The following is a 20,449-nucleotide window of genomic DNA, read 5'->3' on the forward strand; positions in this document are numbered from 1 at the left end:
GCAGCCGGCGGGGGCAAGGGGTGAAACACCTCATTCTTTGCAGTCGCTCGCCGCCGCGTCACGCCTTCTCTAGGGCTGTGACCTGCGGGCCTCCTGTCGTTACTTCGGTTCGCCGCTGCTCTGGCGACCCTTGGAACCGTGGCAGAACCAGAGCTGCTAAGACACAGCGGTCCGGCAAGGCCCCCTTCGGGGGTCATACCCCACCCCCTACCGCCGTCGCCTCTCGCCCCTGGTCTTGGCCGGGGACTCTCGCCCTCTCTCTTCTGCTCTCCACCGTCGCCTCAGGTATGCGGCTGTACCCCCCTTTCCGGGGCCGACAGTCCACACGGCAGGCCAGGGTGGGACGGGGTACGGCGGACCCTCAGGCAGGCGCACGGGCTCACGGTGAGGTGCAGGTGGGGGCGCGTCTGCACCCCCCGTTCGGAGGTGGTGAGGATGAGCACCAGGACCACGAGCAAGAGGCGCGGAGGGGTGTCCCGTAAACCCTCGTTATCGGGACGCTCGGCACGCCCCGGGATCATGTCCGGTTCGCCCACTCTCTGGCGTCCCGAAACCCGTCCCGAAAGATCCTCTCCGGATCTAGCTTTCGGTACACGTTTATGGAACAGTCCCGATCATGAACACGAACACCCCGGCCGATCAGGTCGAGCGTCACCCCTGCCCGAAGTGCACGGCCCCCGCAGGAAGCCCCTGCCGCACAGGTGCGGGCAAGGTGGCGACCAGCTACCACACGGCCCGTTTCATCCTGGTGCCCTCACTCAAGGCAGAGCTGTCGGTGAAGGCCCCTGCCGACAGGCACCCGGGCAAGGCGTGGGTGCATGGCGCACCCGTAGTGCAGGCACCCGCCCCCGTACCGGGCGCAGCCATACGACTCGGCTACGCCCGCTGCTCGACGGTGGGGCAGGAACTCCAGTCCCAGTTGGACATGCTTGCCCGCGCGGACTGCACCCGCGTCTTCTCAGAGAAGATCAGCAGCCGGATCAAGGAACGCCCGGAGCTTGAGAAGGCGCTCACCCTGGCGAGGGAGTTCAAGACCGCCGCCCCCCATCAGCCGGTGATCCTCACCGTGGTGGAGATGAAGCGTCTCGCCCGGAGCGCCGCTGAACTGATGACCCTCTCGTCCACGCTCCAGAAGGACGGCATCCAACTGGAACTGCTCTCCGGCCCCCTCACGGGTGTGTACGACCCGAACGGGGCGGGGGCGATCGTGTTCGCCGTCCTCGCCGTCAGTGCGGAGGTCGAGCGGGAGGGCATCAGGGAGAAGACCCTTGAAGGTCTGGACACTGCGGCCCGCAAGGGCAACGTGGGCGGACGGCCGTCCGTGATGGACGACGACAAGCTAGCCGTGGCCCGTGCCCGGTACGCCAAGGGCGAGAGCGTCACCGCCATCGCCAAGGCCCTGAGCATCGGGCGCACCACCTTGTACCGCCACCTGGGAGAAAGCGCCTGAGACAGGCACACATCCCCTTGGCGGCATCACGGACAGCGGCCCCCACCCGGGGGCCGTTCGTCGTTCCCGGGGGCATGTGCCGCCCGTACGTCAAGTGGGAGACGTACCAGTCGGGGTGATGACGTACGCGGCCAGCGCGGCCGGGCTCACCGGCCCACATCATGACCCCGGGTATCCCGTGCGGGGCCCGTCGTTCCTCGTGTCGACACAGGGGCACAGAGGGCGCAGGCGGGCCGTGGGCGACCTCATGACAGAACCCCCGCCCGGAAAGGAGCGAGGGTTCACATCGGGCTCGTGAGGGCCACAGGAGGGACGTTCAGATGCGGGTCCGGGCGAGCGTCACCAGTCCGGCGAACGCCGTGGGGGACACCATGAGGACCGGCCCGTCAGTCACCTTGCTGTCCCGGACGGGAACGACACCCGTGGTGGACGCGTAGCCGGGGGCCCACTCAACGCACTCGCCGCCGTTGCCCTGGCTGTAGCTCGAACTCGTCCAGTCCGGTGCGGGAATCGGGGGAAGGATCATGAGTAACAGTCCTTTGAAATGGAGTCGATCAGTGCTGCCGACTCACTCAGCGGCGCGGCCATGGTCTTGAGAAGATCATAGGCATCGTGCGCTTCCGCCACGTCCGGCGCTTCCGCCAGGACGTACCCCCGGGGAAAGCCGTCCACGTGCACTACGTCTGCCCCCTCGCTGAACCCAAGAAGTCCGAAGGGGCTTGCCATCGGACCCTGCTGACGACCGTCGTCAGGGATGATCTGCACTCGATGCGTCGGCGTCTCGGCAAGTTCCCGCAGCCGCCCAAGCTGCTTGCGCATCACCTCCCTGTCCCCGACCACGTTCCGAAGCGCGCGCTCATGGAGCACAAGCCACAGGCGAGCGGGGCGCTCCCGCTGCAAGATGTGCTGCCGTTCGAGCCGTGCCGTAATCAGGTCTTCCAGGTTCTCCGGTCGCCCCTCTTTGAGTATGGCCGTCGCGTACTCCCGCGTCTGCACCAATCCCGGCAGGAGCAGGGGGTGAAACATGCGAACCGTCGTGGCTGTCCACTCCAGCTCCACATACCTGCGGAACCAGGGCGGGAAGGCATACCTCATGGCCAAGGGCCACAGCCGGGCGAAGCGTCCCCGGGAGTGGGGGAAGACTCGGTCACAGGCTTCGGCGAAGGCAAGTTGAGGGACCCGCTCACCGGTCTCGATCTTGGCTACCAGCCACTGACTACAGGCGACCTCCTTGCCCAGCTCGATGCGGGACATGCCCAGCGCTTCCCGCTCCAACTTGACCTCGCTCCCGAAGTAGGCGAGCGGTGAAGCTGTGGAGTCGATCGGCTCACCGCTCTCGGATTCGACGGTCATACAACCCCTCGCGATCTTTGGACAGTTGTGGCTGTCCAATGTTCCGGTCTGTTGAGCGTAGCCCTCTGCGCCGATCCTGTGACTAGGAAGTCACACACAGGAGTGACCCCGGCCGGGAAGGGGCGGCGACCGTGAAGACCAGCAGCGAGAAGCAGAGCAAAGACCTCGCCGTCATGGTCGCCCGGTTACGGGGCAACGGCCCCTGGCAGTGGGTCGTCCTCGAACCCATGCAGGGGTGGACCGCCGGGACACCCGACGTACTCAGGCGCACGGAAGCGGGACTCCAGCGGTACCTGAAAGAGGTGGTCGACCGTGAGCAGAAGTGAACCCCTGGCGGTACCCGCCCCCGAACTGGAGCCCGTCCCCGTGGAAGGGTGCACGCCGTGCGGTGCGGCCGATACCGCACGCGACAGGTGTCGACAGCGGGGCGATCTCGCGGGGGTGCGGAAGTTCAGCGGCATCATCGCGACCCACCCCCACCGCCGTACCGGCGGGCCGGAAGGGGAGCGCCGTACCGGCCGCGACGACAACCCCCTCAGGTTCCCTCCGTGCCAGTGCCCCAACCAGGACTGTCCCGACCGTGGCCCCCCGCAGCCGGCGGAAATCCTGGGGGTCCCGGAGCCTGCCGAGTCCCCGCCCGACAGTCCCGTACTCACCGCCCTGAGGGCGCGGGTACGGGCGGACAATGACCGCCGCACAGGCTGAGGAATGACATGACCAGACTCCGTTCCTACGCCGTCGCACTCGGCTACGCCGCCGCCTACACGACGGTCGCCGTGCTCCTGGTGATGCTCGCGAGGAACAGCCTCTGAAGACTCCGCCCCTGCCGGATATCTGTTCGCCACGGCTCCCCCGGCCAGGCCAGGTTCGGCGCGGGGGCGGACCGGCCCCGGCCACAGACCGCACCCCCATGGGTCGCGGCCGGGGCCACCCTCTACCGGAGAACACCACCATGACCATCACCCTCGAAGAACTCTCCGCCCCACGGCCAGGGCCGCCGTCGGAGCAGTGCACCCCATGCCATGCGGTGCGGTCGGAAATCCGCGCGAGAGCCGCCGCAGGTGACTACGAGGGCGTGCTCGCCGCTCAGGGTCTCCGGGAACTGCACGAGGCCAGAGCGCACGAGAGCGCGGGGCGCAGCGCCGCCCGGGAACCCGCCCTGAAGAAGCCCCGTGTAACCGATGCCGGCCGTACAGTCCGGCGGACGGCCAAGGAAGTGGAAGCGGCTCAGGACGCCGTGCACAAGGCGCGGGAGACCGTGACCCGTCTCTACCTCGCCAAGGTGCCGCTCGGCACTCTGGCAGCCCGGTACGGCGTCTCGCACAAGTGGCTCCGCGCCACGCTCGAAGTCTGGGAGGTCCCCGTACGGGACCGGTCCGAAGCGACCCGGGCGGCACGCGCCGCCCACTGATCTCCGCCCCCGCTGTCCGACCTACGGCCGTGCGCCCCACGGTGGTCACAGCGGGGGCGGGCTCACCACTCACAAGGAGAAGACCCTTGCCACGCCGTCTGTCACCGGAGACCGTCACCGCACGGGGAAACGTCCTCAGGGACAGGGAGACCGTGATCAAGCGGTACCAGGGCAACGAGTCCATGGCCACGCTGTCCCGCGAGTACGGCGTGCATCCGGAATGGCTCGCGGGATGTCTCGCCGCCTGGGGCGTGCCCCGGCGGACCCGTGCTCAGGTGGCAGCGCTGGCGTGGGCACAGCAGACCGGCGACAAGCGCCTCAGGCCCCGGCGGCGCAAGTGGTAGACACATAGGCTTCCCGCCCCGCAGACAGGCGTACAGCGGGTCCAGCGGGGCGGGGAAACCCCTGGGGCCCGTCCGGGCCGAGGGGGACAGCGACGAGCAGAGGAGAAGGACATGGTCCACACCGCTCCGAGCAACGACGGCGGGGACGGGGGCGACGGCCTGCCCGGCCAGCCGTGGCCCGGACCGCCCGCCCCGCCCACCCCTGACGGTGGCCCCGGGGTCCCCAACCCCCCGAAGCCGAAGCAGGCAGCCACCCCGTGACCGACAGCGCACACCGGGAACGCCCCAGCCGCACAGAGCTGGGGCGTGTCCTCATGTCAGCCGGTGCCCTCTCCCCCGACTGGGCACCCGTCTACCAGGCCGTGCCACGGTCGGCGTTCCTCCCCGACCTGATGTGGCCCTTCGACATGGACGCGGGCACGAGTGCCGCCGTCTCGCGGGCGGACGATCCGGACGCTTGGTACGGGTACGCGGACGCGGATGTTCCCGTGGTCACCCAGTGGGACGACGGGCGGCACACCGGCCGGGAACCCGGGCAGGTCTCCACGTCGTCGGCGTCGATGCCGAGCGTGGTGTTCCGGATGCTCCGGGACCTGGACGTACGCCCGGGTGACCGGGTGCTGGAGGTCGGCACCGGGACCGGGTGGAACGCCGCTCTCCTCGCCCATCGGACCGGCGCGGACAACGTCGTCACCGTCGAGGTGGACGGGGCCGTCGCCGAACGGGCACGGGCCGCCCTGGAAACGTTCGGGACGGCGGCGCGGGTCGTCCACGGGGACGGGTACGAGGGGTTTCCCGAAGGTGCTCCGTACGACCGGATCATTGTCACCGCCGGGGTGCGTCACATCCCCTTCGCCTGGGTGGAGCAGACCCGGCCGGGTGGGCTGATCGTCGCCCCCTGGGGAACGCACTACGGCAACGGGGACACCGTCGCCCGTCTCGCCGTCGCACGGGACGGAGAGAGCGCGTCAGGGTCCTTCACGGGACCGGTGGAGTTCATGAAGCTCCGGGCGCAACGGCTGTCGCCCGTCGTCCACAGCGACTACGTGACGGGCGGACCGGAGACCCGGGACGCATCATCGACCGGTCTCACGGAGGACGCGTTCCTGGGGGAGCGGTTCAGTCCCCAGCGGTTCGCCGTCAGTCTTCGGATGCCGCACTGCCACCACGTGATCGCCGAGAAGCGGGACGGCGCGCGGCCGGTGTGGCTCTACGGACTCACCGACCGCTCATGGGCGTGCGTGATGTTCCGGGACGGAGACAAGGCGCGCGTCTGGCAGTCCGGACCACGCCGCCTCTGGGACAAGGCGGAAGCCGCCTACCAGTGGTGGGAAGCGGAGGGCAAGCCGGGACACGAACGGTTCGGCCTCACGGTCACCAGGGACGGACAGGCCGCATGGCTGGACGACCCCGGCCAATCCTGGCCCGTCTGAGGGAGGGGCCGCACGGTCGCGGCCCTGCCGGAAACACGAGAGCGGCCAGACAGAGTGACTGTCTGGCCGCTTCTCAGTGCCCTACTGGGCTTGCTCGATTGCGGAGACCTCAGACCCCGCCATCGCCCCCAAACGGGGAGTCGTCTACCGGCCACCCGAACAACTGCTCAAGGGCTCTCCGCTGTGCGGGAGAAGGCTCCGGCGCCCGCTCCAGCTCTGCGGCTATCCAGTCGTCCAGGCTGACAGTGGCGCGGCCATTCCATCCTTGTGTTCTTGCCGGGGCAGTCACCGGTCCACCCCCGGCACGTCGAGCACCGACAGGAGTTCTCGCACCAGTTCCCTGTCACGGGTATACGACAGGCGCTCCCTGGCCTCTTCGGGGGAGAGCCACAGAAGGACATCGACTTCCCGGTTCGGCACGAATTCACCGTGCGTCGCCTCGGCCGCCCAGTAGCGAACCTCCTTGGGCCGCCCCTGCGCGTCGGTGTAGTGGGCTTCGGACAGCGGGGCACCGAGTGCGCACCGGTACCCCGTCTCTTCCAGGACTTCCCGCAGCGCGCCCGCTTCGGCAGGCTCGCCCCGCTTCAGCTTCCCCTTGGGCAGGGACCAGTCATCCCACTTCCGCCGATGAACCAAGGCCAGCTCGACGCCGTGGCCGGAGGACGCGCGCCGCCAGAGGGCGCACCCCGCAGCACGAACGATCGGTGCATCCGTCATGCCTGCTCTGTACCCCGTAGAGGGCCGGTCCTGCTCTGACCTGGGCGTCTCTTCACTGTGATAGGTGTTCATACAGGGACTGGTCGCACCCCAAGGGGAAGCTGAAGCGCGGTGAGGACGCCCGCGCGGGGGCACGGCGCGAGGTGCTGGAGGAGACCGGGGCCCACTGTGCGCTCGGGCCCGAGCTGCCCACCGTGCGCTATCCGGTCGAGGGGCGCCCCAAGGAGGTCCGCTACTGGGCGGCGGAGGCCACCGGCGGTGGCGGCAGCGACGGTGGCGGTGACGGTGGCGGTGACCCATCCCCGTTCACCCCCAACGACGAGGTGGACCGGGTGGTGTGGCTCTCCCCGGGCGCGGCGCGCGGGCGGCTCACCCAGCAGCGCGACCGCGAGCTGGTGACCGCCTTCCTCGCCGCCCTGCGCCCGGCGGACTCCGGGGCCGCCCCCCACTGACGGCGGCTGCCGGGGCCGATGGCCGAAGAGGACGCGGGGCAGGGCGGGCGGCGCCACGTACCCGTCCGATCGGTGTACGGTCCCGGGTCATGCGCGTATGTCACCCCCGCCGCAGGGACCGGCGTGCCCCGGACGGTCACCGTCCGGGCCCGGTCCCGCCCATATCCGGCACCGGCTGAGACCGGCCGGACCCGCCGCACGCGCCGGCGCCGCTCCGGCCCGCCCGCCGTGCCACGCGCCCGCCGTACCCGGGGCCCCGGCGCGCACGCCCGCAGGGCCCGTACGACCCCTCCCGGCGCCGGACCTCCCGGGGCGCACCCCCCACTCGGGACCGGGGCACGGCGGCCCGCCCCAGCCGTCACAGGCCGTACCGAACCCGTTTTCGACCCGGTCCGGAGCGGGCACCCGACCGCCCGACACGGTTCACCTGCCGTTCACTCACCCCCATGAGCCCCGTCACCTGATCTGCTTAATTTCGGCCTTATGCGGTAACCGGCACCGGGCCGGTGCCGCCACCCCCGACCCACGCCGCCGGCGCACACCCCGGCCAGGGGCAGGCATCCCGGCGGTTTCTGGAAGGAACACTGGAAAGTGAAGCTGCTTCAGCGCAAGAACGGGCTTCGCGCCACCGCCCTCGGCGCCCTCGCCGTCTCCGGCGCCCTGGTCCTCACGGCGTGCGGCTCCGACGACAACACCGGTGGCGCCGGCACCGGCAACGGGAAGTCCGCCGCCGCCTCGAACATCTCGTGCGAGGGCGCCAAGGGCAAGCTGCTCGCCTCCGGTTCCAGCGCCCAGAAGAACGCCATGGACCTGTGGGTCAAGAACTACATGGCCGCGTGTTCGGGCGTGGAGATCAACTACAAGTCGTCCTCGTCGGGTGAGGGCATCGTCGCCTTCAACCAGGGCACGGTCGGCTTCGCCGGCTCCGACTCGGCGCTCAAGCCCGAGGAGGTCGAGGAGTCGAAGAAGATCTGCAAGACCGGCCAGGGCATCAACCTGCCGATGGTCGGCGGCCCGATCGCGATCGGCTACAACCTCTCCGGCGTGGACGGCCTGGTCCTGGACGCGCCCACGATCGCCAAGATCTTCAACGACAAGATCAAGAAGTGGAACGACCCGGCGATCGCCAAGCTCAACGAGGGCAAGAACCTCCCGGACAAGCCGATCCAGGCGTTCCACCGCTCCGAGGACTCCGGCACCACCCAGAACCTGGGCAAGTACCTGGGCGCCACCGCCGAGAAGGACTGGCCCTACGAGGCCGAGAAGAAGTGGCCCGCCCCCGGCGGCCAGGCCGCGTCCGGCTCCTCCGGTGTCGCCGCCCAGGTCAAGCAGGTCGACGGCGCCATCGGCTACTTCGAGCTGTCCTACGCCACCTCGCAGTCCATCCCGACCGTGAGCATCGCCACCGGCGCCTCCGCCCCGGTCGCCGCCACCTCCGAGAACGCCTCCAAGGCCATCGCCGCCGCCAAGGTCAAGGGCACCGGCAAGGACCTGGCCCTGGAGCTGGACTACACCACCAAGGCCGAGGGCGCCTACCCGATCGTCCTCGTCACCTACGAGGTCGTCTGCGACACCGGCAACAAGTCCGACACCCTCTCCACGGTCAAGTCCTTCCTGACCTACACGGCGAGCGCCGAGGGCCAGCAGGTGCTCTCGCAGCACGGCTACGCCCCGATCCCCGCCGAGATCAACGCCAAGGTCCGCGAGACCGTCGCGGGTCTGCAGTAAGCACGCGACGGGCGGGCGGGGGCCCACCGGCTCCCGCCCGCCCGTCGCCTCCGGTGCACCGCCGCCAGGGGAGGCCGCCGCTCTCCCCCACACAGACCGGAAAGACCATGGCATCCACCACACCCATAGACTCACCTCCTCCGACGCGGACCCATGAGGCCCCGGAGCAGCGGAAGACCACCTCCACCGGCCGCGCGGGCGACAAGGTCTTCCTCGCGCTCTCCCGGGGCTCGGGGATCCTGCTGCTGGTGATCATGGCGTCGATCGCCGCGTTCCTCGCGTACCGCGCGTCCATCGCCATCTCCCAGGACGAGGGCAACTTCCTCACCACCTTCGACTGGAACCCGGCCGGCGACCCGCCGGTCTTCGGCATCGCCGTCCTGCTCTTCGGCACCGTCGTCAGCTCGCTCGTCGCCATGGTGATCGCCGTGCCGATCGCGGTCGGCATCGCGCTGTTCATCTCCCACTACGCGCCGCGCCGGCTGGCCGCGCCCCTCGCGTACGTGGTCGACCTGCTGGCGGCCGTCCCCTCGATCATCTACGGCATCTGGGGAGCGCTCTTCCTGGTCCCCTACCTCGAAGGCCTCAACCTCTGGCTGGACGCCTACTTCGGCTGGACGTACGTCTTCGACAAGACCGAGGTCGGCGTCGCGCGGTCGCTGTTCACCGTGGGCATCCTGCTCGCGATCATGATCCTGCCGATCGTCACCAGCGTCAGCCGCGAGGTCTTCCTCCAGGTCCCGAGGATGAACGAGGAAGCCGCCCTGGCCCTGGGCGCCACCCGCTGGGAAGTCATCCGGATGTCGGTGCTCCCCTTCGGCCGCTCCGGAGTCATCTCCGCCTCGATGCTGGGCCTCGGCCGCGCACTCGGCGAGACGATGGCCGTCGCCACCGTCCTCTCCCCCAGCTTCGTCATCTCGCTGCATCTGCTCGACCCGGGCGGCGGCACCTTCGCCCAGAACATCGCGGCCAAGTTCGACGAGGCCAATGAGCTGGGCCGGGACGCCCTCATCGCCTCCGGCCTCGTCCTCTTCGTCCTCACCCTGCTGGTCAATGGCGCGGCCCGGATCATCATCGCCCGCCGCAAGGAGTACTCGGGGGCCAACGCATGAGCCAGACCGCCGTACAGAACCGGCCGAGCCCCACTCCGCCGCCCCCGGCCTCCCGGCTGACCGGCCGCTCGCTGCCCCGCTGGGCCCCCGCCGGCTTCGCCGCCGCCGCGCTCGCCCTCGGCTGCGGCCTGGGCGCCCTCGCCGGCTGGCACAGCAAGACCCAGTGGGGCCTGGTCTCCGCGCTCTTCTTTGTCGTCATCTCGTACGTGGTGACCACGATCGTCGAGAACAAGCGGCAGGCCAAGGACCGGCTGGCGACCAGCATCGTCTGGGTCTGCTTCATCCTCGCCGTCATCCCGCTGCTCTCGCTGATCTGGGTGACCGTGAGCCGCGGGATCAAGGTCCTCGACGTCTACTTCCTCACCCACTCCATGGCCGGCGTCCCCGGCTTCGAGGCGGGCGGCGGCGTCTACCACGCCATCGTCGGCACCCTGGAGCAGGTCGGCCTCGCCACCGCCATCTCGGTCCCGATCGGCCTGCTCACCGCGGTCTACCTGGTCGAGTACGGCAAGGGCGCGCTCGCCCGCGCCGTCACCTTCTTCGTCGACGTCATGACGGGCATCCCGTCGATCGTCGCGGGCCTCTTCGTCCTGTCGATCATGCTGATGTTCCAGCTCCAGCCCTCCGGGCTGATGGGCGCCCTCGCCCTGGCGATCCTGATGATCCCGGTCGTGGTCCGCTCCACCGAGGAGATGCTCAAGCTGGTGCCGAACGAGCTGCGCGAGGCCGCGCTCGCCCTCGGCGTGCCCAAGTGGCGCACCATCCTCAAAGTGGTCATTCCGACCGCACTGGGAGGCATCACCACCGGTGTGATGCTCGCGATCGCGCGCATCGCCGGCGAGACGGCACCGATCATGCTGCTCGTCTTCGGCAGCCAGCTGATCAACACCAACCCCTTCGAAGGCGCGCAGTCGTCGCTCCCCTTCTACATCTGGGAGCAGTACCGGGTCGGCAGCGAGGCGTCGTACGACCGCGCCTGGGCCGCCGCCCTGGTCCTGATCGTCTTCGTCATGCTCCTCAACCTGGTGGCCCGCGGCATCGCCCGCTGGAAGGCCCCGAAGACCGGCCGCTGACCGCGGCCCTCTGGAAGTGATCTAAGAACATGGCCAAGCGAATCGACGTCAGCGGACTGACCGCCTACTACGGCTCCCACAAGGCCATCGAGGACATCTCGATGACCGTGGAACCCCGCTCGGTGACGGCCTTCATCGGCCCCTCCGGCTGCGGCAAGTCCACCTTCCTGCGCACCCTGAACCGGATGCACGAGGTCACCCCCGGCGGCCGCGTCGAGGGCAAGGTCCTCCTGGACGACGAGAACCTGTACGGGCCGCAGGTCGACCCGGTCGCGGTCCGCCGCACGGTCGGCATGGTCTTCCAGCGCCCCAACCCCTTCCCCACCATGTCGATCTTCGACAATGTGGCGGCCGGGCTGCGGCTGAACGGCTCGTACAAGAAGAACCAGCTCAGCGATGTCGTCGAGAAGTCCCTGCGCGGCGCCAACCTCTGGAACGAGGTCAAGGACCGGCTGAACAAGCCCGGCTCCGGGCTCTCCGGCGGTCAGCAGCAGCGGCTGTGCATCGCCCGCGCCATCGCGGTCGAGCCCGAGGTCCTGCTCATGGACGAACCCTGCTCGGCCCTGGACCCGATCTCCACACTGGCCATCGAGGACCTGATCGGCGAGCTGAAGGAACGCTTCACGATCGTCATCGTCACCCACAACATGCAGCAGGCCGCGCGCGTCTCGGACCGCACCGCCTTCTTCAACCTGGCCGCCGTCGGCCAGCCGGGGAAGCTGATCGAGATCGACGACACCGAGCGGATCTTCGCGAACCCGTCCGTGCAGGCCACCGAGGACTACATCTCGGGCCGCTTCGGCTGACCGACCCCCGGCCGGGGCACAACACCCCGGCCGACCCACGTCCTGGCGGTGCTGCATGGCGGTGCCACCGCGAGGCGCAGGGCCCGCCCCTCTCCCTGGGGGCGGGCCCCCTTTTTTTGGGCAGGGGGCTGAGGTTTGCCGTCCGGAGCAGGAACAGCTCCAGGGAGCGCCCCGGGACCGTCTCAGACGAGGTCGGGAGAGAAGGGCGGACGGGGATTGGTCCCGGTCAGCCGAAGACGAGCCAGATCACGCCATAGCTCAGCGCCGCGACCATCGCCGCCGCCGGCATCGTGATGAACCAGCCCAGGACGATGTTCTTCGCGACCCCCCAGCGGACCGCGTTGACCCGCTTGGTCGCGCCCGCGCCCATGATCGCCGAGGTGATCACATGGGTGGTGGAGATCGGCGCGTGGAAGAGGAACGCCGACCCGAACATGATCGAGGCGCCGGTGGTCTCCGCCGCGAACCCCTGCGGGGGATCCAGCTCGATGATCTTGCGCCCGAGGGTCCGCATGATCCGCCAGCCGCCCGCGTACGTCCCCAGGGAGAGCATCACCGCACAGGCGACCTTCACCCAGACCGGGATCTCGTCCCCGCTCTGCTGCACATCCGCGATCACCAGGGCCATCACCACGATGCCCATGGTCTTCTGCGCGTCCTGGAGGCCGTGGCCGAGCGCCATCGCCGCCGCCGAGACCGTCTGGGCCATCCGGAAGCCGCGCCTCGCCTTGTGCGGATTGGCGTTCCGGAAGATCCACAGGATCGCGACCATCACCAGATAGCCGACCACCAGGCCGACGACGGGCGACACGAACATCGGGATGACGATCTTCTCCAGGATCCCGGACCAGATCACCTCCGTGCCGCCGGCCAGGGCCGCGCCCACCATGCCGCCGAAGAGCGCGTGCGAGGAGGACGAGGGCAGGCCGAAGTACCAGGTGATCAGGTTCCAGACGATCGCGCCGGTGAGCGCGGCGAAGAGGATGCCCATCCCCTTGCTGCCCTCGGGGGTGGCGATGATCCCCTCGCTGACCGTCTCGGCCACCCCCTGCCCGAGGAAAGCCCCGCCGAGGTTCATCACGGCGGCCATCACCAGCGCGGCCCGCGGGGTCAGCGCCCGGGTGGAGACCGAGGTGGCGATCGCGTTGGCCGAGTCGTGGAAGCCATTGGTGTAGGTGAAACCGAGCGCGACACCGATGGTCACGATCAGGGCGAACGTGTCCACGTGGTTCAGGACTCCTTGACCGCGATGGTCTCCACCGTGTTGGCCACATGCTCAAAGGCGTCGGCGGCCTCCTCCAGCACATCCACGATCTGCTTGAGCTTGAGCACCTCGATGGCGTCGTACTTGCCGTTGAAGAGGGTGGCGAGGAGCTTGCGGTGGATCTGGTCGGCCTGGTTCTCCAGGCGGTTGACCTCGATCCAGTACTCGGTGAGATTGTCCATGGTGCGCAGATGCGGCATGGCCTCCGCCGTCAGCGCCGCCGCCCGTGCCAGCACCTCGATCTGCTGCTCGACGCCCTTGGGCAGCTCCTCGACCTGGTACAGGACGACCAGGTCGACGGCCTCCTCCATGAAGTCCATGATGTCGTCGAGGGAGGAGGCGAGGGCGTAGATGTCCTCGCGGTCGAACGGAGTGATGAACGAGGAGTTCAGCTGGTGGAAGATGGCATGGGTGGCGTCGTCGCCCGCGTGCTCCGCCGCCCGCATGCGCTCCGCAATCTCGGCACGTGCGGACGGTTCGGCCCCGAGCAGCTCCATCAGGAGCTTGGAGCCCGTGACGATGTTGTCCGCGGACGCGGCGAACATGTCGTAGAAGCTCGTCTCCCGGGGGGTCAGACGAAATCGCACGTGGGGTCCTCAGGATGCTCAGGGTTCGGACACGCTGATGCTAGGCGCATTCATCCGGCCACGGCCAACCGGTGTTCCTCAGTGTCGCCCATCGAATGCCCCGATGAGCAGGGGCCCCCGACGGCATCTGCCGACCCCGTCGCACGGGGTTCGGTACCATATACCCATGAGGGGTATGCACCCCCGGCGTTTGGGCAGACCATTTTCGGACACACACCGCAGGACGACAGCAGGACAACGGGAGGAAACCGATGACGACCACCGAGGCAGCCGGCGCGCCGGTCACGGACACCACCGCCGCGGCGGACGGCCCGGTCACCGGGCAGGGCCACGACCACGGGCACCACGGCTACCACCACCAGAAGGACGAGCACCTCAAGCGGCTGCGGCGGATCGAGGGGCAGATCCGGGGCCTTCAGCGGATGGTCGACGAGGACGTCTACTGCATCGACATACTCACCCAGGTCTCCGCGTCCACGAAGGCCCTCCAGTCCTTCGCGCTCCAGCTGCTGGAGGAGCACCTGCGCCACTGTGTCGCCGACGCCGCCGTCAAGGGCGGGGACGAGATCGACGCGAAGGTCGAGGAGGCCACGAAGGCGATCGCCCGGCTGCTGCGCACCTGAGCGGCGACAGCCCCCGCCGTCCGGGCCCGGCTCCCCGGACGGCACGGGGGCGGACCGTGCGTACGGTCCCGGGGGGTCTCAGGCCGTACGGCAGGCGCCCCGCAGCGCCGGGGGCTCCGCCGCCACCTTCAGCACCTCGTCGATCCGGGCGGAGCTGAGCCGCTCCCCGTCCGCGTCCGAGGCCGCGATGATCAGATCGCCGCACAGCTCGATCTCGGCGAGTGCCACGTGGTCCTGGACCAATGTCGTACTGGGCGGAGCCACGTGCATTCACCTCTTCCTGCCGGTACCGGCTTCCTAGCGTAGGGAGTGATGAACGGGCCGCGCATGGCACGTCCGGACCATTTAGCCCCTGATCCTTCCCGTGTACATGTCCCGCCGGTCGGGGAGGCGGACCGGCACCGGGGTCCCGAAGCCGTGGAAGACCGTGGTCGAGACGACGACCGAGGTGCCGCCCCGGTGGGCGAAGGTGAAACGGTGCCGCACCCCGCGCAGCCGGCCCTCCTCGTCCAGATAGACGTCGAACGGGACCGTGTCCGTGGTGAACCCTTTCGCCGCGGCGCTCAGCGCGTCCCGCGCGTACTCCCGGGCCTCCCGTGCCGCCCGCCCGATGTCGGCGGTGCCCCGGTAGTGGCGCACCCGGATGCCCGCGAACCGTTCCTCCCCGGCCCGGACCAGGTCCCCGGCGCCGCGCAGCAGCTCGGCGGCGGCGAGCGGGTCCGTGGCACCCCCGGTGACGAGATTGCCGTCCGGGAGCGCCGTGGTGTCGACGCGGACCCACTTGTCGGCGGGCACCCCGGCGCCCCGGTTCTTCATATAGAGGGCGCCGGGGGTCAGCAGCTCGGTGACGGGGCTGCGGACGTCCGTACCGGCCGGGCCCTCGGGGAGTACGAGGGTGAGCCGGCCCATGCGGCGCCGGAAGTCGTAGCCGCCCTCGCCCCGGATGGTGACCCGGGTGCCGCCCGCGGCGGTCTCCATGGCGGTCCGGGTACGGGCGCTGCCCAGCGCGATCAGGGTGTCGGCGGCGCCCCGGACCTCGGCCAGGGCCGTCGGGGGGCGGCCGGGCGGGGACCCGGGCCCGTCGGGGCGGCTGCGGGCGGCGGCGGTCCCGGTGGGGTCGCCGTGGCCGCCGTCGCCGGGGGCGGCCGCCAGGGGGCCGCCGCCGCTCCCGCCGCCGTTCCCGTCCCCGCCGGCGCAGCCCCCGGCCGCCATCACGACGAGGACGGCCACGGCGGCGACCGCCGCGGCTGTCGGCCTGTGCCCTCGCACCACCATCGTCTGCCAACCCCCAACACCGGACCACTGCCGCGTACGGCTCCCGCTCGCGGGAGGCTCCGCCCGCCCCGCCTAACGAGATCCCGGGCGCCCCGTCACGCGGCTGCCGCCCGGCGGGTCCGTCCCGCTACCGTGGTGGGGTGCTCTCGCCACCAGGACCGGGCCCGGCTCCGGCCGCACATGTCACGGTCACCACCGAACGCGGCGCCTTCGCCCTGGCCCGCTGCTCCTGCGGCTGGTCCGGCCCGGCCCGCCGCTCCCGGGAACGGGCCCGCACGGACGCCCGTACGCACACGCTCCCCGAAGCCGCGCCGATCGAGGGCTAGGGGGTGTCTGACGGATCAGGCTGAGTCAGGGAGCGGGGTCTGGTGCATGGGGTCTCCCCAGGCCCGCCAGGGCCGAGGGGACGGATCGCAAGGCGGAGGATGGAGTCCCTGCGGTGGGGGTACTCCCCCTGGCTCCGCCGGTGGCACCCCCACCCGGGCCGCCAGGCCCAGGGGGCCAGCGGCGACCGACGACAACGCGGCGAGGCGCGGTGCCAGGGCACGCGAGCCCCAGCAAGATCCGTCAGACACCCCCTAACCGGCCCGGCGGGGGCCTGGATGACCCGTACGGGGGCGTCCGGATGGCCGCCGGGGCGCGGCGGCGGTGCGCTGGGGGAAACGATCCGTCCGACCCCGAGGAAGCACCGCCATGACGCACCGTTCCATAGCCGGCGGCGGCCGGCTCGCCGCCGTCACCGCGACCGCCGCGCTCACCGTCGCGCTCGCCCTGCCCACCGCCACGGCCCTCGCCGCCCCGGCCGACCCGCACCCCGTGGCGGGCCCGGCGAAACCGGAGGGCCCGATCGAGAGTTCGCTGTCGGTCCTCGGCACGGGAGCCCTGGCCGCCGCCAGTACCGCCGTGATACTCCGCCGCCACCAGCGCCGCAATCGCCACCGCCGCTGAGCACCCCACCGCCCCGGGTACGCCGACGGGCCGTGGGGTTCGCCCCCACGGCCCGTCGCCACGTGTCCTGCCGGACAGCCCCTAAGCCGCGAGTCCCCGCTCGCCGCCGCCGTCCTCGTTGCGCGGCCCGGGAACCCCGTAGCCACCGCGCCGCTCCGCGCCCCGGCCGCCGCGCGGCTGCTTCGCCACGACCAGCACCCCCAGCTTCGACCCGGCGATCGCCGACACCAGCGGCGTCAGCAGCGCCAGCGCCAGCGGGGCCAGCAGCAGGGTCACCGCCGTGCCCAGCGCGAAGCCGCCGATGACGTCGGTCGGGTAGTGCACGCCCATGTAGATACGGAGGAAGCCCTCGGCGAAGGCGAGCCCGAGGGCGGCGAAGCCGAGCCTGCGGTGGACGAGGAAGATGCCGACGGCGAGCGCCATGGCCATCGTGGAGTGGTCGCTGACGAAGGAGAAGTCGGTCTTCCCCTCGACCAGGACCTCCAGCTCCTTGGGATGGTCGACGAAGGGTCTCGGCCGCTCCACGAAGCCCCGGATGGGTATGTTCACCACCACGGCGGCCGCGGCCGCCAGCGGCGCCCACGCCAGTCCGGCGACGGAGGCGACGGCGTCGTCCACGGTGGCGCTGCGCCGGACGCTCCACCAGGCCCAGAGCCCGACGACGGCGAGCCCGAGCATGATCCCGTACTCGCCGACAAAGCCCATGATCTTGTCGAACCACGGCGGGGCGGCCTTGGAGAGGCCGTTGATCTCGTAGAGCAGGGTGAGATCGGGGCCCGATCCCCCGCCCGCCTCAGCGAGCGTCAGCCCTGTCCCCGGCTCCGCGGGGGGAGCCCCCCTTGCGAGTCCAGCCATCTGCTCCGGCCCCTTGCCTCTGTTCGCCCTGACAACTGCTGTGTCCGTCCGCGCCCCCGCGCCTGGTCCACCCGGCACGGTCCGCGCTCCTGGAGGCGTACCGTCTCCGCCGCTCTCCGCGACGGCCGCTTCGCCGGCACGGCTGCTCCGTCCAGGGAACGGCTCTCCTCCCCCAGACGTTCCACTCTCCACGGAACGATCACCATGACGTTATCGAAGAGAGATACGCCGGACGGCTCCAGGGCCCTGGCCGGGCGGGGTGCTCCGGCCGCGGGCCGGTGCTCCGTCAGACCTCCGGAGGCGGGGTGGGCAGCGCTTTCGCGCCTTCCTCGGTGACCCGGGTGGCCCCGAAGTAGTCCGGGGTGTCGATCTTGTCGAAGCGGATCACGGCCCCGGTGCGGGGAGCGTTGATCATATATCCGCCGCCGACATAGATGCCGACATGCCGGATCGCCCGCGAATTGGTGAGGTCGTCCGAGAAGAAGACCAGGTCCCCGGGGAGCAGTTCGTCGCGCGCCGGATGCGGCCCCGCGTTGTACTGGTCGTTGGCGACCCGGGGCAGCTCGATGCCGACCTCGCGGTACGCGGCCTGGCTCAGCCCGGAGCAGTCGAAACGGCCGTCCTGCGCGGCGGTCCCGGTGCCGCCCCACAGATACGGCTTGCCGAGCTGCCGCTGGGCGAAGTTGATCGCGCCCGCCGCCTGCCGCGAGGGCTCCACCCGCCCCACGGGCCGGGCGAAACTCTTCTCCAGGGTGCGGATGATCCGGACATAGTTCTGCGTCTCCCGGTACGGGGGGACCCCGCCGTACCGGATGACCGCGTACGGGCCCGCGTTGTACGCGGCGAGCATGTTGCTCGTCGGATCGCCGGGGGCCTTCTTCACATATCCGGCCAGCGCGCAGTCGTAGGACGCGGCCGACGGGATCGCGTCGGCCGGATCCCACACATCACGGTCCCCGTCGTTGTCCCCGTCGACCCCGTGCACGGCCCAGGTGCCGGGGATGAACTGGGCGATGCCCTGCGCGGCGGCGGGGCTCTGCGCCCGGGGGTTCCAGCCGCTCTCCTGGTAGAGCTGGGCGGCGAGCAGCGCGGGGTTGATCGCCGGGCAGAGATTGCCCCACCGCTGCACCAGCGACTGGTAGCGCGCGGGCACGGCCCCCTGGGCGAGCCCGACGGACCCGTTGCGCCCGTCGGTGGTGCCGAAGAGGCCGGCGGCGGCGGTGAAGGTACCGACGACGAGCAGCGCGACGAACGCCAGGGCCATACCGATGGACACACCCGCGACCAGCCACGCCCTACGCACCGTCAACCGCCTTTCCCACCCGGGGAGTCGTTACGTCCCGCGCCAGTGTAGGTCGGGGAGGCCCCCGGTCAGGAGGGTGCCTTCCGGGCCACCCCGCAGAACATCGCGACCTCCTCCGGCTCCTCGGGCTCCTCGCCGTCCGGGGCCCCCGGGCGCCAGCGGGAGCAGGAGACCACCCCGGGCGCCAGCAGCTCCAGCCCGTCGAAGTACCGCTCGACCTGCTCGGGCGTGCGCTGGGTCAGCCGCGGTGTGCCGTGCTCGTTCCAGAACGCGACCGCCGCGTCCACCTCCGGCATCGCGGGGCTGGTGATCGTGTGGGAGAGCACCAGATGGCTGCCGGCGGGCAGCGCGTCCATCAGCCGGCGCACGATGCCGTACGACTCCTCGTGGTCCTCGACGAAGATCACCACGCCGAGCAGCATGAGGGCGACGGGCCGCGAGAGGTCCAGGGTCCCGGCGGCGCGCTCCAGGATGGTGTCGACGTCGCGCAGATCGGCGTCGAGATAGTCGGTGCGCCCCTCAGGGGTGCTGGCGAGGAGCGCCCGCGCGTGGGTGAGGACCAGCGGGTCGTTGTCCACGTACACCACGCGGGCCTCGGGCGCGGTCCGCTGGGCGACCTCGTGGGTGTTGTCCGCGCTGGGCAGCCCGGTCCCGACGTCGAGGAACTGCCGCACGCCGGCCTCGGCGACGAGATGGTGCACGGCCCGCCCGAGGAAGAGCCGGTCGGCGAGGGCGTAGGCGCCGATGCCGGGATGGATCGCCCTGATCTGGTCCCCCGCCTCGCGGTCGACGGGGTAGTTGTCCTTCCCGCCGAGCCAGTAGTTCCAGATGCGGGCGGTGTGCGGGCGGGTGCTGTCGATCCTGCCCCGTAAGTCCTCGTAACCAGTCACACGGATCACGGTATCCAACTACGCACCGTGCGACAGGGGTTGGGGAAAACTCCGCGGCCTCCCGCCCGGCCCCGCCCTCCCACTGGCACCGACCACCCCGGACCACCGGGCGCGGGCGCCCCGAGAACCCCCAAGACCCCGGGACAGAACGGGCGCACCCTCCACCAACAGGGGCACAGCGCGCCCGAAACGTGAGGAGCACCCCAAAGGCGGGACAACAACAGTTATTGCCCGTAGTCACACCCCGTGATACACAGAGTGACGAATGAGCCCCCCGCAACTGATCGACCCCACTTCTCCGCAGGTCAGGGCAGCGCGTTCGGTCATACGTGCGGAGATCGGGTAAAGAGACCCGCCAAGTCGGCATACGCGGGCGGTTTCATCAGCGAAGATAGAGAGATATGGCCCATGCCGAGGGGCGCGGGCGGCGAACAACCCGACAAGGGCGGTGAGTTACAGATGATGCTGGCAGCCGAAGAGGGCGACATCAATACCATCATTGGCGGAATCGCCCCGGATTGGGGGCCTTTCGGCGACCTGGGCAACGAAGCCCGGATCATGATCGAGGTCGTGATGGCCGTGGCCATCCTGATCTGCCTCGGCATCGCGATCTGGGGCGCGGCGAAGCAGCGCATCGGCGCGACCGCACTGCGCGACACCTTCAGCGCCGAACAGGGCAAGGGCCTGATCGTCGCCGGACTGACCGGGGTGTTCATCATCGGATCCCTGGGCACGCTCTTCACCATCGTGTACGGGATGGCCGTCTGACCGCACCTCACCCCTCTCCACCCCCTCCGCCTCCTTCCCCCCGACCGTTCCTCCCCC

24 protein-coding genes are annotated in these 20,449 nt (G+C 70.3%); 14 read left to right on the plus strand and 10 right to left on the minus strand.

Annotation, left to right across the window (positions count from 1 at the left end; genetic code table 11):
• The first annotated feature begins 616 nt into the window (after positions 1-616).
• Positions 617-1,450, plus strand: a complete 834-nt coding sequence (locus SYYSPA8_RS36190; RefSeq protein WP_323451714.1) for a recombinase family protein — start codon at positions 617-619, stop codon at positions 1,448-1,450.
• 316 nt (positions 1,451-1,766) lie between these two features.
• On the opposite strand, the gene SYYSPA8_RS36195 is transcribed toward SYYSPA8_RS36190, so the two are convergent.
• Together SYYSPA8_RS36195 and SYYSPA8_RS36200 are read right to left on the minus strand one after the other, a co-directional pair.
• The gene (locus tag SYYSPA8_RS36195) at positions 1,767-1,976 is read right to left on the minus strand and encodes a DUF397 domain-containing protein (protein ID WP_323451715.1); all 210 of its coding nucleotides are present in this window, start codon (positions 1,974-1,976) and stop codon (positions 1,767-1,769) included.
• Positions 1,973-2,803: a helix-turn-helix domain-containing protein gene (locus SYYSPA8_RS36200; protein WP_323451716.1), complete on the minus strand. Its 831-nt coding sequence runs from the start codon at positions 2,801-2,803 to the stop codon at positions 1,973-1,975. Before SYYSPA8_RS36200 ends, SYYSPA8_RS36195 begins: the two co-directional genes overlap by 4 nt.
• Before the next feature lie 131 nt (positions 2,804-2,934).
• Between SYYSPA8_RS36200 and SYYSPA8_RS36205 the strand changes: the two genes are divergently transcribed.
• The 4 genes from SYYSPA8_RS36205 to SYYSPA8_RS36220 all read left to right on the plus strand — a co-directional run bounded on the left by SYYSPA8_RS36205 (position 2,935) and on the right by SYYSPA8_RS36220 (position 5,991).
• Positions 2,935-3,129, plus strand: coding sequence for a hypothetical protein (locus SYYSPA8_RS36205; protein WP_323451717.1), 195 nt, complete (start codon positions 2,935-2,937; stop codon positions 3,127-3,129).
• Positions 3,130-4,019: 890 nt separating this feature from the next.
• Positions 4,020-4,214 carry a hypothetical protein gene (locus tag SYYSPA8_RS36210; RefSeq protein ID WP_323451718.1) on the plus strand — a complete coding sequence of 65 codons (195 nt, stop codon included), beginning with the start codon at positions 4,020-4,022 and terminating at the stop codon, positions 4,212-4,214.
• Positions 4,215-4,300: 86 nt separating this feature from the next.
• Positions 4,301-4,558 (plus strand): hypothetical protein, encoded by a 258-nt coding sequence (locus SYYSPA8_RS36215; RefSeq protein ID WP_323451719.1) that lies wholly within the window; start codon positions 4,301-4,303, stop codon positions 4,556-4,558.
• A gap of 314 nt (positions 4,559-4,872) precedes the next feature.
• Complete coding sequence (locus SYYSPA8_RS36220) at positions 4,873-5,991, plus strand: methyltransferase domain-containing protein (protein WP_407706162.1); 1,119 nt, start codon at positions 4,873-4,875, stop codon at positions 5,989-5,991.
• Positions 5,992-6,276: 285 nt separating this feature from the next.
• Here SYYSPA8_RS36220 and SYYSPA8_RS36225 read toward each other — a convergent pair whose 3' ends face one another.
• Complete coding sequence (locus SYYSPA8_RS36225; RefSeq protein WP_323451721.1) at positions 6,277-6,708, minus strand: NUDIX hydrolase; 432 nt, start codon at positions 6,706-6,708, stop codon at positions 6,277-6,279.
• Between the two features lie 35 nt (positions 6,709-6,743).
• Here SYYSPA8_RS36225 and SYYSPA8_RS36230 point away from each other — a divergent pair, with 35 nt between their 5' ends.
• From SYYSPA8_RS36230 to pstB, 5 genes are all read left to right on the plus strand, one after another.
• Complete coding sequence (locus SYYSPA8_RS36230) at positions 6,744-7,160, plus strand: NUDIX hydrolase (protein WP_407706163.1); 417 nt, start codon at positions 6,744-6,746, stop codon at positions 7,158-7,160.
• A 597-nt stretch (positions 7,161-7,757) separates the two neighbouring features.
• Complete coding sequence (gene pstS / locus SYYSPA8_RS36235; RefSeq protein ID WP_323451742.1) at positions 7,758-8,888, plus strand: phosphate ABC transporter substrate-binding protein PstS; 1,131 nt, start codon at positions 7,758-7,760, stop codon at positions 8,886-8,888.
• A 107-nt stretch (positions 8,889-8,995) separates the two neighbouring features.
• Positions 8,996-10,000 (plus strand): phosphate ABC transporter permease subunit PstC, encoded by a 1,005-nt coding sequence (gene pstC / locus SYYSPA8_RS36240; RefSeq protein ID WP_323451722.1) that lies wholly within the window; start codon positions 8,996-8,998, stop codon positions 9,998-10,000.
• Positions 9,997-11,073: a phosphate ABC transporter permease PstA gene (gene pstA / locus SYYSPA8_RS36245; RefSeq protein ID WP_323451723.1), complete on the plus strand. Its 1,077-nt coding sequence runs from the start codon at positions 9,997-9,999 to the stop codon at positions 11,071-11,073. Before pstC ends, pstA begins: the two co-directional genes overlap by 4 nt.
• A gap of 29 nt (positions 11,074-11,102) precedes the next feature.
• The gene (gene pstB, locus SYYSPA8_RS36250; protein ID WP_323451724.1) at positions 11,103-11,879 is read left to right on the plus strand and encodes a phosphate ABC transporter ATP-binding protein PstB; all 777 of its coding nucleotides are present in this window, start codon (positions 11,103-11,105) and stop codon (positions 11,877-11,879) included.
• 226 nt (positions 11,880-12,105) lie between these two features.
• On the opposite strand, the gene SYYSPA8_RS36255 is transcribed toward pstB, so the two are convergent.
• Entirely contained in the window at positions 12,106-13,104 is a 999-nt protein-coding gene (locus SYYSPA8_RS36255) for an inorganic phosphate transporter (RefSeq protein ID WP_323451725.1), read from the minus strand.
• 5 nt (positions 13,105-13,109) lie between these two features.
• Positions 13,110-13,730 carry a DUF47 domain-containing protein gene (locus SYYSPA8_RS36260; protein WP_323451726.1) on the minus strand — a complete coding sequence of 207 codons (621 nt, stop codon included), beginning with the start codon at positions 13,728-13,730 and terminating at the stop codon, positions 13,110-13,112.
• 251 nt (positions 13,731-13,981) lie between these two features.
• Between SYYSPA8_RS36260 and SYYSPA8_RS36265 the strand changes: the two genes are divergently transcribed.
• Positions 13,982-14,353: a metal-sensitive transcriptional regulator gene (locus SYYSPA8_RS36265; RefSeq protein ID WP_323451727.1), complete on the plus strand. Its 372-nt coding sequence runs from the start codon at positions 13,982-13,984 to the stop codon at positions 14,351-14,353.
• Positions 14,354-14,431: 78 nt separating this feature from the next.
• Here SYYSPA8_RS36265 and SYYSPA8_RS36270 read toward each other — a convergent pair whose 3' ends face one another.
• Both SYYSPA8_RS36270 and SYYSPA8_RS36275 read right to left on the minus strand, forming a co-directional pair.
• Positions 14,432-14,623: a hypothetical protein gene (locus tag SYYSPA8_RS36270; protein WP_323451728.1), complete on the minus strand. Its 192-nt coding sequence runs from the start codon at positions 14,621-14,623 to the stop codon at positions 14,432-14,434.
• A gap of 75 nt (positions 14,624-14,698) precedes the next feature.
• Entirely contained in the window at positions 14,699-15,628 is a 930-nt protein-coding gene (locus SYYSPA8_RS36275) for a hypothetical protein (RefSeq protein ID WP_323451729.1), read from the minus strand.
• Positions 15,629-15,768: 140 nt separating this feature from the next.
• On the opposite strand from SYYSPA8_RS36275, the gene SYYSPA8_RS36280 reads away from it, so the two are divergent.
• Both SYYSPA8_RS36280 and SYYSPA8_RS36285 read left to right on the plus strand, forming a co-directional pair.
• Complete coding sequence (locus SYYSPA8_RS36280; RefSeq protein ID WP_323451730.1) at positions 15,769-15,954, plus strand: hypothetical protein; 186 nt, start codon at positions 15,769-15,771, stop codon at positions 15,952-15,954.
• 367 nt (positions 15,955-16,321) lie between these two features.
• Positions 16,322-16,576 (plus strand): hypothetical protein, encoded by a 255-nt coding sequence (locus SYYSPA8_RS36285; RefSeq protein ID WP_323451731.1) that lies wholly within the window; start codon positions 16,322-16,324, stop codon positions 16,574-16,576.
• An 81-nt stretch (positions 16,577-16,657) separates the two neighbouring features.
• Here the strand turns inward: SYYSPA8_RS36285 and SYYSPA8_RS36290 are convergent, their stop codons facing one another.
• The 3 genes from SYYSPA8_RS36290 to SYYSPA8_RS36300 all read right to left on the minus strand — a co-directional run bounded on the left by SYYSPA8_RS36290 (position 16,658) and on the right by SYYSPA8_RS36300 (position 19,633).
• A complete protein-coding gene (locus SYYSPA8_RS36290; protein ID WP_323451732.1) occupies positions 16,658-17,431 on the minus strand; it encodes a phosphatase PAP2 family protein in 774 nt (257 codons plus the stop codon).
• A gap of 286 nt (positions 17,432-17,717) precedes the next feature.
• Complete coding sequence (locus SYYSPA8_RS36295) at positions 17,718-18,695, minus strand: C40 family peptidase (protein ID WP_407706164.1); 978 nt, start codon at positions 18,693-18,695, stop codon at positions 17,718-17,720.
• A 107-nt stretch (positions 18,696-18,802) separates the two neighbouring features.
• On the minus strand, positions 18,803-19,633 hold the full coding sequence (locus SYYSPA8_RS36300) for an SAM-dependent methyltransferase (protein ID WP_323451733.1): 831 nt from the start codon (positions 19,631-19,633) through the stop codon (positions 18,803-18,805).
• Between the two features lie 450 nt (positions 19,634-20,083).
• Here SYYSPA8_RS36300 and SYYSPA8_RS36305 point away from each other — a divergent pair, with 450 nt between their 5' ends.
• Positions 20,084-20,392 (plus strand): hypothetical protein, encoded by a 309-nt coding sequence (locus SYYSPA8_RS36305; RefSeq protein WP_323451744.1) that lies wholly within the window; start codon positions 20,084-20,086, stop codon positions 20,390-20,392.
• Positions 20,393-20,449 lie beyond the last annotated feature (57 nt).

This window comes from Streptomyces yaizuensis (assembly GCF_034961445.1).
Classification (GTDB): domain Bacteria; phylum Actinomycetota; class Actinomycetes; order Streptomycetales; family Streptomycetaceae; genus Streptomyces; species Streptomyces yaizuensis.

Bases quoted from the DNA above. Each gene is read 5' to 3' on its own strand.
- SYYSPA8_RS36190 (WP_323451714.1), top strand. From the start codon at position 617: ATGAACACGAACACCCCGGCCGATCAGGTCGAGCGTCACCCCTGCCCG.
- SYYSPA8_RS36195 (WP_323451715.1), bottom strand. From the start codon at position 1,976: ATGATCCTTCCCCCGATTCCCGCACCGGACTGGACGAGTTCGAGCTAC.
- SYYSPA8_RS36200 (WP_323451716.1), bottom strand. From the start codon at position 2,803: ATGACCGTCGAATCCGAGAGCGGTGAGCCGATCGACTCCACAGCTTCA.
- SYYSPA8_RS36220 (WP_407706162.1), top strand. From the start codon at position 4,873: ATGTCAGCCGGTGCCCTCTCCCCCGACTGGGCACCCGTCTACCAGGCC.
- SYYSPA8_RS36225 (WP_323451721.1), bottom strand. From the start codon at position 6,708: ATGACGGATGCACCGATCGTTCGTGCTGCGGGGTGCGCCCTCTGGCGG.
- pstC (WP_323451722.1), top strand. From the start codon at position 8,996: ATGGCATCCACCACACCCATAGACTCACCTCCTCCGACGCGGACCCAT.
- pstA (WP_323451723.1), top strand. From the start codon at position 9,997: ATGAGCCAGACCGCCGTACAGAACCGGCCGAGCCCCACTCCGCCGCCC.
- pstB (WP_323451724.1), top strand. From the start codon at position 11,103: ATGGCCAAGCGAATCGACGTCAGCGGACTGACCGCCTACTACGGCTCC.
- SYYSPA8_RS36265 (WP_323451727.1), top strand. From the start codon at position 13,982: ATGACGACCACCGAGGCAGCCGGCGCGCCGGTCACGGACACCACCGCC.
- SYYSPA8_RS36270 (WP_323451728.1), bottom strand. From the start codon at position 14,623: ATGCACGTGGCTCCGCCCAGTACGACATTGGTCCAGGACCACGTGGCA.
- SYYSPA8_RS36275 (WP_323451729.1), bottom strand. From the start codon at position 15,628: ATGGTGGTGCGAGGGCACAGGCCGACAGCCGCGGCGGTCGCCGCCGTG.
- SYYSPA8_RS36285 (WP_323451731.1), top strand. From the start codon at position 16,322: ATGACGCACCGTTCCATAGCCGGCGGCGGCCGGCTCGCCGCCGTCACC.
- SYYSPA8_RS36290 (WP_323451732.1), bottom strand. From the start codon at position 17,431: ATGGCTGGACTCGCAAGGGGGGCTCCCCCCGCGGAGCCGGGGACAGGG.
- SYYSPA8_RS36295 (WP_407706164.1), bottom strand. From the start codon at position 18,695: ATGGCCCTGGCGTTCGTCGCGCTGCTCGTCGTCGGTACCTTCACCGCC.
- SYYSPA8_RS36305 (WP_323451744.1), top strand. From the start codon at position 20,084: ATGATGCTGGCAGCCGAAGAGGGCGACATCAATACCATCATTGGCGGA.